General features: G+C 51.1%; 7 protein-coding genes and 1 pseudogene. 7 read left to right on the top strand and 1 reads right to left on the bottom strand.

Annotation, left to right across the window (positions count from 1 at the left end; genetic code table 11):
• Positions 1 to 65: 65 nt before the first annotated feature.
• From CDG60_RS00740 to CDG60_RS00725, 4 genes are all read left to right on the top strand, one after another.
• Positions 66 to 1,721, top strand: coding sequence for an HNH endonuclease signature motif containing protein (locus CDG60_RS00740; RefSeq protein ID WP_031974807.1), 1,656 nt, complete (start codon positions 66 to 68; stop codon positions 1,719 to 1,721).
• A 630-nt stretch (positions 1,722 to 2,351) separates the two neighbouring features.
• Positions 2,352 to 2,537, top strand: a complete 186-nt coding sequence (locus CDG60_RS00735; RefSeq protein WP_000755725.1) for a hypothetical protein — start codon at positions 2,352 to 2,354, stop codon at positions 2,535 to 2,537.
• 79 nt (positions 2,538 to 2,616) lie between these two features.
• Positions 2,617 to 3,477, top strand: a complete 861-nt coding sequence (aac(3)-IId, locus tag CDG60_RS00730; protein WP_000557454.1) for an aminoglycoside N-acetyltransferase AAC(3)-IId — start codon at positions 2,617 to 2,619, stop codon at positions 3,475 to 3,477.
• A 12-nt stretch (positions 3,478 to 3,489) separates the two neighbouring features.
• Positions 3,490 to 4,032, top strand: coding sequence for an AAA family ATPase (locus CDG60_RS00725; RefSeq protein ID WP_000587837.1), 543 nt, complete (start codon positions 3,490 to 3,492; stop codon positions 4,030 to 4,032).
• A 481-nt stretch (positions 4,033 to 4,513) separates the two neighbouring features.
• On the opposite strand, the gene CDG60_RS00720 is transcribed toward CDG60_RS00725, so the two are convergent.
• A complete protein-coding gene (locus tag CDG60_RS00720) occupies positions 4,514 to 4,705 on the bottom strand; it encodes a hypothetical protein (RefSeq protein ID WP_000951934.1) in 192 nt (63 codons plus the stop codon).
• Between the two features lie 23 nt (positions 4,706 to 4,728).
• Here CDG60_RS00720 and CDG60_RS00715 point away from each other — a divergent pair, with 23 nt between their 5' ends.
• The 3 genes and pseudogenes from CDG60_RS00715 to CDG60_RS00705 all read left to right on the top strand — a co-directional run bounded on the left by CDG60_RS00715 (position 4,729) and on the right by CDG60_RS00705 (position 7,629).
• Positions 4,729 to 4,956, top strand: coding sequence for a hypothetical protein (locus CDG60_RS00715; protein ID WP_000248278.1), 228 nt, complete (start codon positions 4,729 to 4,731; stop codon positions 4,954 to 4,956).
• A 50-nt stretch (positions 4,957 to 5,006) separates the two neighbouring features.
• A complete protein-coding gene (locus CDG60_RS00710) occupies positions 5,007 to 6,143 on the top strand; it encodes a protein NO VEIN domain-containing protein (protein WP_000080860.1) in 1,137 nt (378 codons plus the stop codon).
• A 114-nt stretch (positions 6,144 to 6,257) separates the two neighbouring features.
• A pseudogene (locus tag CDG60_RS00705) lies at positions 6,258 to 7,629 on the top strand (IS1182-like element ISCfr1 family transposase).
• Positions 7,630 to 8,186: the final 557 nt, after the last annotated feature.

Genomic DNA, 8,186 nt, shown 5'->3' with positions numbered 1-8,186 from the left:
GATATGCACTTTCAAATTTCGTATTTGAGCGAATATAGAGAAGTGCTGCCTGGAGAAAACAAAAAATGGGCCAAACTCGATTACTGACGAATATCATTCAGCGTAAAGTCATGTTGCCAGAAGAAATGTCACCATCAATGCAACGAGACAATTTTGAAGTTGCACTGACTGATTTTGAAAAGCATGCCATCATCAAATGTTTATTTAAAGCGGATAACCAGCGTTCTACTGAATGTTGGAGTGTGCGGGAAATTGCAAACTTTATTGGGAATTGCACAGAAGATCAAAATATCAATTTGTGTATCTTGTATTGGAAAGATATACACGGCAACATCTATATTATCGATGGGGCGCATCGTCTTTCGAGTATTTATGCGTGGGTCAAGAGATATTTTGCAGATGAACAAGCCACTCAAGCGCCTAATTTTAGCGATCAACAAAAAGAAGATATTCGTGACCTGCGAAATCATTTAGGGGATCTGGCTGACTTCCAAAAAATTTGTATTGATCCTAAATTTGCAGAACAAAAATCTAAATTAGACGATATTAAAATCAGTTTCCGGCAAGTGCTTGGTACTCCAGAAGATGCACGACGCGTATTCCAATCGATTAACTCAGATACTAAACGCCTGGATAAATATGAGGAATATCATCTAAGAAGTCGGGGAAGTGATGCATATTATGCGATCTATGCTTGTTGTTATATCAATGACAATAAATCCAATTTAGAAGAGCTTCAATATACACGTTTAAATGCGCTCATCGAGTTGGGGGAGAGGATCCATCAGCTGCTTTTCTCTACCATCTTATTAGATACTGAAATGAGTCATGGCAAAAAAATTGGCTTGGTCAATGAGCTCATGAATATCATCGCGGGTGATCGGATTCATAATATCATGAGCCTGAATCAGGGTGAACGCGTTGAAAAGATCATGTCACATCTGTTTACGGCCCTTTGCAGAATGGCCACTCCTGTAAAAAATACTGGGGTTCCGAGTTTGGGCTTACATCCGTTCTTATATTTTTATAAGGACCAGCGTTTTCAAATTACTTCCTTTCTAGCATGGTTTTCAATTGTGTTTGAAATTCATGAAAGTCGCATGCAGATTCATCATCGAACGATTAGTTTCAAGGACTTCACCCGGGTACGCCGTAGTATTGAGTTCTTGATCGCCAATTTCCCCGTGGCGACCACCGAAACGGTCGGCAAGTTCGGCAGTGGTATCAAGGGCTATGATCGGCTACAAATTGTCTATAAAGCCTTTATTTGCTTAAGTTTGGAAATGGAGGTTGATTTTGATGATGAGGAATGCCTGAATACATTTATTCTGTCCATGTCTAAGGCCTTCAAATACATAAACTTTAATGAGTTTTATGTTGAAAGATTTTTGGGGAATTATGATGATACGGTCGTGAAGCATGTGGTGGGATATGTGGAGTCGATTAGTCCAATCTCGCGCTCAAAGCCCAAATCCTTTTCAGCATTAACCAAAAGTTTACTTAAGCACAATTTTCTGGTGGGTAATCATAACTTTTGCCTCATTTGTGATGGATTAATCTATCTTGATTCTACTGAATCGGATCATAAAATTGCCAAAGCCGTTGGTGGGCAAGGGGTGCTAGAGAATGGTCTGCTGGTTCATCCAATCTGTAATAGAATGAAATCAGATCTCAGCTTAGAAGAGATCAGAGCGGATTTGTTTGGTGAGTTATTGTATTAATCAGCAGGGCTATGTTTTTGTGTTCTCAAGTGTGTTAATTAATGATAAATCACATGATTTAACTTTTGATCTATTTTGCCAATGTGGTTTTTTTAATTCAGTAGACCTCTTGCGAAAGTATAGTTTTATCTAATTTTTGAATTGGCTAAAGCCTCATAAAATATAGCTTTTGGCTGCTTAAAATTTGACTAACGCAAGAAGTCTAATGCAGAATCATAGTTAGAAGCTAGCTGTAGTTTCTGAATGATCGTCAAGATCCTTAGTTTTGCCCATAGATTCCCTCTATGGGTATTTTTTTGATCAAAAATCATGTGTAGATGCCCTAGAATAAACCTTTTAGCATTTCATAAGCAATCAAGATTAAGCCTGACACCATCAGCACCACAAAAATGAGTTCCACTCTAGTTAACATAGTAATTCCATTTACTTTTCACCCAATTTATGTGGCAAATAAGTCGTAGTAGCAATGACATAACATGACATAGAAAATAATCAAAAAGACAGAATTTGGATTTTTATATTCAAGGTGAATTATTAAGATAATTGTGAAAACTTCATAGGAACTTCTTTTTTCTCAATGAAAATGTTATATCCTTAGAGTCTGCATGATCCATTTGAAGCGAGAATTTTATGAAAAAAGTTATTGGTATGAGAAATAGCCGTACTGAAGCCTTTAAAATCGTAAAAGCTTCATTTGCCGTAGATAATTTGGTTGTAGATAATAAAGGCTTACAAGCAATTAATGACTATGTGACGGGTTCTAAGACATTTGAACAAGCCAGAAATACACTCGTTGAAATGTACCGTGTACGATAAAAATGTTTTTTGATGATGCACTACATTATTATCTGACGGAAGAAGATTTTTATGATGATCCATTAGAGGAGATATCGCGATGCATACGCGGAAGGCAATAACGGAGGCGCTTCAAAAACTCGGAGTCCAAACCGGTGACCTCTTGATGGTGCATGCCTCACTTAAAGCGATTGGTCCGGTCGAAGGAGGAGCGGAGACGGTCGTTGCCGCGTTACGCTCCGCGGTTGGGCCGACTGGCACTGTGATGGGATACGCGTCGTGGGACCGATCACCCTACGAGGAGACTCTGAATGGCGCTCGGCTGGATGACGAAGCCCGCCGTACCTGGCTGCCGTTCGATCCCGCAACAGCCGGGACTTACCGTGGGTTCGGCCTGCTGAATCAATTTCTGGTTCAAGCCCCCGGCGCGCGGCGCAGCGCGCACCCCGATGCATCGATGGTCGCGGTTGGTCCGCTGGCTGAAACGCTGACGGAGCCTCACGAACTCGGTCACGCCTTGGGGGAAGGATCGCCCGTCGAGCGGTTCGTTCGCCTTGGCGGGAAGGCCCTGCTGTTGGGTGCGCCGCTAAACTCCGTTACCGCATTGCACTACGCCGAGGCGGTTGCCGATATCCCCAACAAACGGTGGGTGACGTATGAGATGCCGATGCTTGGAAGAGACGGTGAAGTCGCCTGGAAAACGGCATCGGATTACGATTCAAACGGCATTCTCGATTGCTTTGCTATCGAAGGAAAGCCGGATGCGGTTGAAACTATAGCAAATGCTTACGTGAAGCTCGGTCGCCATCGAGAAGGTGTCGTGGGCTTTGCTCAGTGCTACCTGTTCGACGCGCAGGACATCGTGACGTTCGGCGTCACCTATCTTGAGAAGCATTTCGGAACCACTCCGATCGTGCCTCCGCACGAGGCCGTCGAGCGCTCTTGCGAGCCTTCAGGTTAGAGGCCGTCGACAATGATAATCTGGATCAACGGACCTTTCGGCGCCGGAAAGACGACGCTCGCTAAGCGGCTGCGCGATCGGCGTTCCAAATCGCTGATCTTTGACCCCGAGGAAATCGGGTTCGTGGTGAAAGAAACGGTCCCCATGCCAGCGAGCGGAGACTATCAGGATCTCCCCTTGTGGAGGGGACTTACGATCGCGGCGGTCAGGGAGATTCGAAGGAATTACTCGCAGGACATCATCATCCCAATGACGCTCGTGCACCCGGACTATCTGACTGAGATACTCGACGGGGTAAGGCGGATCGACGATCAGCTGCTGCACATCTTTCTGACGCTCAACGAGGACCTATTGCGTCACCGGATCGCGAACCAGACCATGCATCCTGACCCGAATCGAAATGCGGAGATTCGAGAGTGGCGATTAGCGAATGTCGCCCGATGCTTGGCCGCAAGGGAACGGCTTCCATGCACAACCCGTGTTCTCGATAGTGGTGCACACACCAGCGATGAACTCGCAGCGATGGTGCTCGACGGAATCGATGGGCGCACCTGATCGCCTTCGACGCCTGCGCAAAGCGTAGCGCGAGGGTGGCGGGCTCACGACCAAACGCCCAGAGGTCGATCATCGCAGGGATGTTTGGCTTTGTGGTGCGGACGACGGGACTCGAACCCGTACTCTCACAGAGAAGCAGATTTTCGTACCACCTCGACTTTCGCCGCCGTCTGATGACGTTCGTGGTCTGGACTGTCCCTTCGCCATTGCCCGAAGGCTTTAGGCGCCGCCCGTCCAGTCTCTACACCTTCCCCCGAAGGGGCTTGGCTCGGGATTGGCTTAGGGTATTGCCCGTTAGCGTTCCCCGACTTTGAGCGGTTCTACTCCGCGGATTTCCCCGCGGGCACTCCAATTTTAAAGTCTGCTGCGTCTACCGATTTCGCCACGTCCGCCTTTTTTCGCCGTTCCTAGCGCTCGTGCGATGCACCTATGTTGCACCTAGCGCCGAATCGTTCTTCGTCATCCTGAAAAACCACGTCTCCTAAAGCCTTGCATAGCTTATCTTTTCTCCACCACGAACTTTTTTGTGGGATGGTAGAAAAAAAGACTTTTTAAGTCCGCTGGCTTGCCAGGCCTTGTTAGCTTGTACGGTCATGGTTATCGGGTAAAGAATATTGACGGCATCGCTGGTGTCGGTGGCTGAAAAGCCGGCTCCCATCAGGGCAATAGCCATTTCAGATGCAGGCGTACAGGGCAATGGTCAACAGCTACAGCCTGTCTGACGATTCCGGCGTCATGGCTGCGGCGGCTATCACGCATTTTTTGTTCGGTCAGGCGGTGTTTTCGTACCTCAATGGTTGGAGCGTGTTGATCGGACCTGGTACAGGTTTGGACAGCACGGGCTGCAAATACGCAAGGGATTTAATGGGCCTGGTGGCGTTCACGGCTTTTATCGTGACGTTTCTGTTCAGGGGCTACTCATAATCTCGTGGCTCGGCGGTTCCCGGCACACCATGACAGTAAGGAAGGACCCTGTGTCTCAACTCTCCCAGCTTCGAAGCCCCGCCGCCGTGCAGGCTGCCATCGATGAGTTCGTGCAACTGGGCCGCACGAAATTCCTGGCGCGCCACGGCTACGGCAAGTCCCGCGACTTCCTGGTACGTGATCCGAAGACCGGCACCGATTGCGATTCCAAGGCCATCGCCGGTGTGGCCTTCGGCAAGCAATTTCCCGAGCAGGGCCCGCTCACTGCTGACAGCTTCTCCGGTGGCGAGGCGACCGTCGTTCCGGCGCTGACGCGGCTCGGGTTTCGCATCATTCGCATCGGCGAAGACTGGTCCGAAGAAGAGGTCCTGGCCACGGTCGAAGACTATTTCGACATGCTGCGTGCCGAGGCGGCTGGGGAGCCGTACAACAAGTCCGAGCACAACCAGGCACTGCGCCAACTGCTGAACGGTCGCAGCAAGTCTTCAGTCGAGCTCAAGCACCAGAACATTAGCGCCGTACTCGATGCCCTGGGCCTGCCCTATATCAACGGCTACAAGCCACGCGGCAACAGCCAACTGCTGCTGCGTAAATCCGTACACGCCTACGTTCTGGAACATCAGCAGACGGTCGGCGCTCTTGTCGATGCCCTGGAGGAGGTAAAACTTCCGGGTGACAAAACCTACCGAGCGGCTTTGGTAGAACCACCCGCCCGTGAAGTGCTTGTGCGTACCCCGGCATCTCTACGGCAACGCCTACCGCGAAAGTTCGATTATGCCGCTCGCGATGAAGCCAACCGCAAGCTGGGCCGGGCAGGGGAGCAGTGGGTGATTGGCTACGAACAGCAACGCCTGACCGAGCTCGGCCACCCAGAGCTTTTTCAGCGGCTGGATTGGGTGTCCGACACCCAGGGAGACGGTGCGGGGTTCGACATCCTGTCGTTCGAAGAGGACGCCCATGAGCGCTTCATCGAGGTGAAAACCACCAATGGCGGGGTAGGCTCGTCTTTCTTGGTCAGCCACAACGAACTCGAATTCTCCAAGGAGGCGGGCGATCAATTCCATCTGTATCGCGTGTTCCAGTTTCGGGACGGTCCGCGCCTGTTCACGCTACCCGGCGACCTCAGCCAACATGTGCATCTCAAGCCGACGGACTACCGGGCGAGTTTCCGGAGTTTGGTGGGGTAAAGGCAGGGTTCTGTTGAGCCGAATGGCTGTGTGCGGCCGATTCTGTTGAAAAAGTAGCGGCCTCCCCATGCCGTTGGCAAAATTGCTTTGTCAGCGAGCGTGGGGGCGAACAGCATGATGGGACAGTTACCGGGAGGACAGCAGCGCCTGTTCTACTCGTTCAATCTGGAAGATCACGTCCCGGCCCAACATCTCCTGCGCAGCATCGACCAGTGCTTGGATCTCAGTGATCTACGTGCCTACCTGGCAGATTTCTATAGCCCCATCGGGCGTCCCTCGATTGACCCGGAGTTGATGGTGCGCATGCTGGTCGTCGGCTACTTGCTATGGCATTCGTTCCGAGCGGCGATTGTGCGAAGAGGTGCACCTGAACCTGGCCTATCGCTGGTTCTGCCGGTTGGGTCTGGAAGACGAAGTCCCCAATCACTCGACCTTCTCGAAGAATCGCCATGGGCGTTTTCGTGACAGCGATCTATTCCGCTGGTTATTCAATGAGGTGCTGCGGCGCTGCATGGCAGCCGGCCTAGTCAAGGGTGAAGGTTTCGCCGTCGACGCCAGCATCATTAAGGCGGATGCCAGCCGGCAACGTGGGGTGGCGGGAGATGAGGTCGATTGGAACGATCCAAAGCTCAGCAGCCGCGCAGTGCGCGAGTACCTCGAAGCCCTTGATGAAGAGGCGCTGGCTGAGGCTCTTCCCAAGAAAATTTCGCTCACTGATCCTCAGTCCCGTTGGACAGCAGCGCCAGGTGGCCCGGCCTTTTTTGCCTACTCCACGAATTACCTGATCGACACTGAGCACGGTGTGATCATGGACGTGGAAGCTACCCCGGCGCACCGTACCGCCGAAGTCGATTCGACTAGGACGATGGTCGAGCGTGTCGAGGCGCAGTTCGATCTCACACCGGAACGCCTTATCGGCGATACCGCTTATGGCACCGCCCCGATGCTGGCCTGGATGGTCGAAGAAAAGGACATCGAACCGCATGTGCCGGTGTGGGACAAGACCGAGCGCAAGGACGACAGCCTCTCCAGTAACGACTTTCACTGGAGTCAGGACGCCAATGAATATCGCTGCCCAGCCGGCAAACCGCTACGCAGTGAATGGCGCGCCTTCACCCAGCAAAGGTCGCGGGTAACTAAGGCCAAAACCGTCATTTACCGCTCCAGCCAAACCGACTGCGCCACCTGCCCGTTGAAAGCGAAATGCTGCCCCAACACGCCGAATCGGAAGATCGTCCGCAGCATCCATGAGGCTGCCCGCGACGTGGCTCGACGCATCGCCAAGACACCGGAGTACCTCGTCTCTCGCTGCGAACGAAAGAAGGTGGAGATGCTTTTCGCCCACCTCAAACGGATCATGAAACTCGACCGTTTACGACTGCGTGGCCTAACGGGTGCCACTGACGAATTCACCTTGGCTGCGATGGTGCAGAACCTGCGCCGCATGGCCAAGCTTTTGCCTCAAGGGCCACCGCTGACGGGATAGGTATGCCTGCTACGAGCAGAAACCCTCAAATTAACCCTTAAACCTGAGCAAGGACGCTCAGTGAAACGCCGGAAGGCAACTTGAAGTGGCTTGCAGCCACTTCGACAGCAGGCACACCTGATCGGCAGGCTGCCGCTAAAGCTACTTTTTCAACAGAATCGGCCGATTTGTGCCGGTCGTCAAGGACCGCTTCGGATCACTCTCAACCGGATCGCGGGCCAGCTGATTTGCTAAAACCCGCGCCAAACTCAACGAAGGATTTCGCATGATCCGTTTTTTTTGGCGATCACGCTCGGCCTGATGGTTGGCTGCTCGTCGAGTTCAAGTTCGATCTGATCAGTGAGCGGTAGCGCAAGTGGATCGCCTCAGCCAAGCAGCGTTGTTGCCGGCGGCCGGAAGAAAGCCTTGAACTAGTAGCGGAAAGGATGAAACTTTATTTTTACGATTCTCAGCATTTTCCAAGGTTGAGCGAAAATTAGGATGATACTTTAATGATTCCGGCCTCCATCCCCACAAAACGCTTGCAGATGGCAGAATTGAAATAAGTCATTGTTTTA

The organism is Acinetobacter chinensis (assembly GCF_002165375.2).
In the GTDB taxonomy this organism is placed as follows: Bacteria; Pseudomonadota; Gammaproteobacteria; order Pseudomonadales; family Moraxellaceae; genus Acinetobacter; species Acinetobacter chinensis.
This window is presented reverse-complemented; position numbering and strand designations above follow the sequence as displayed.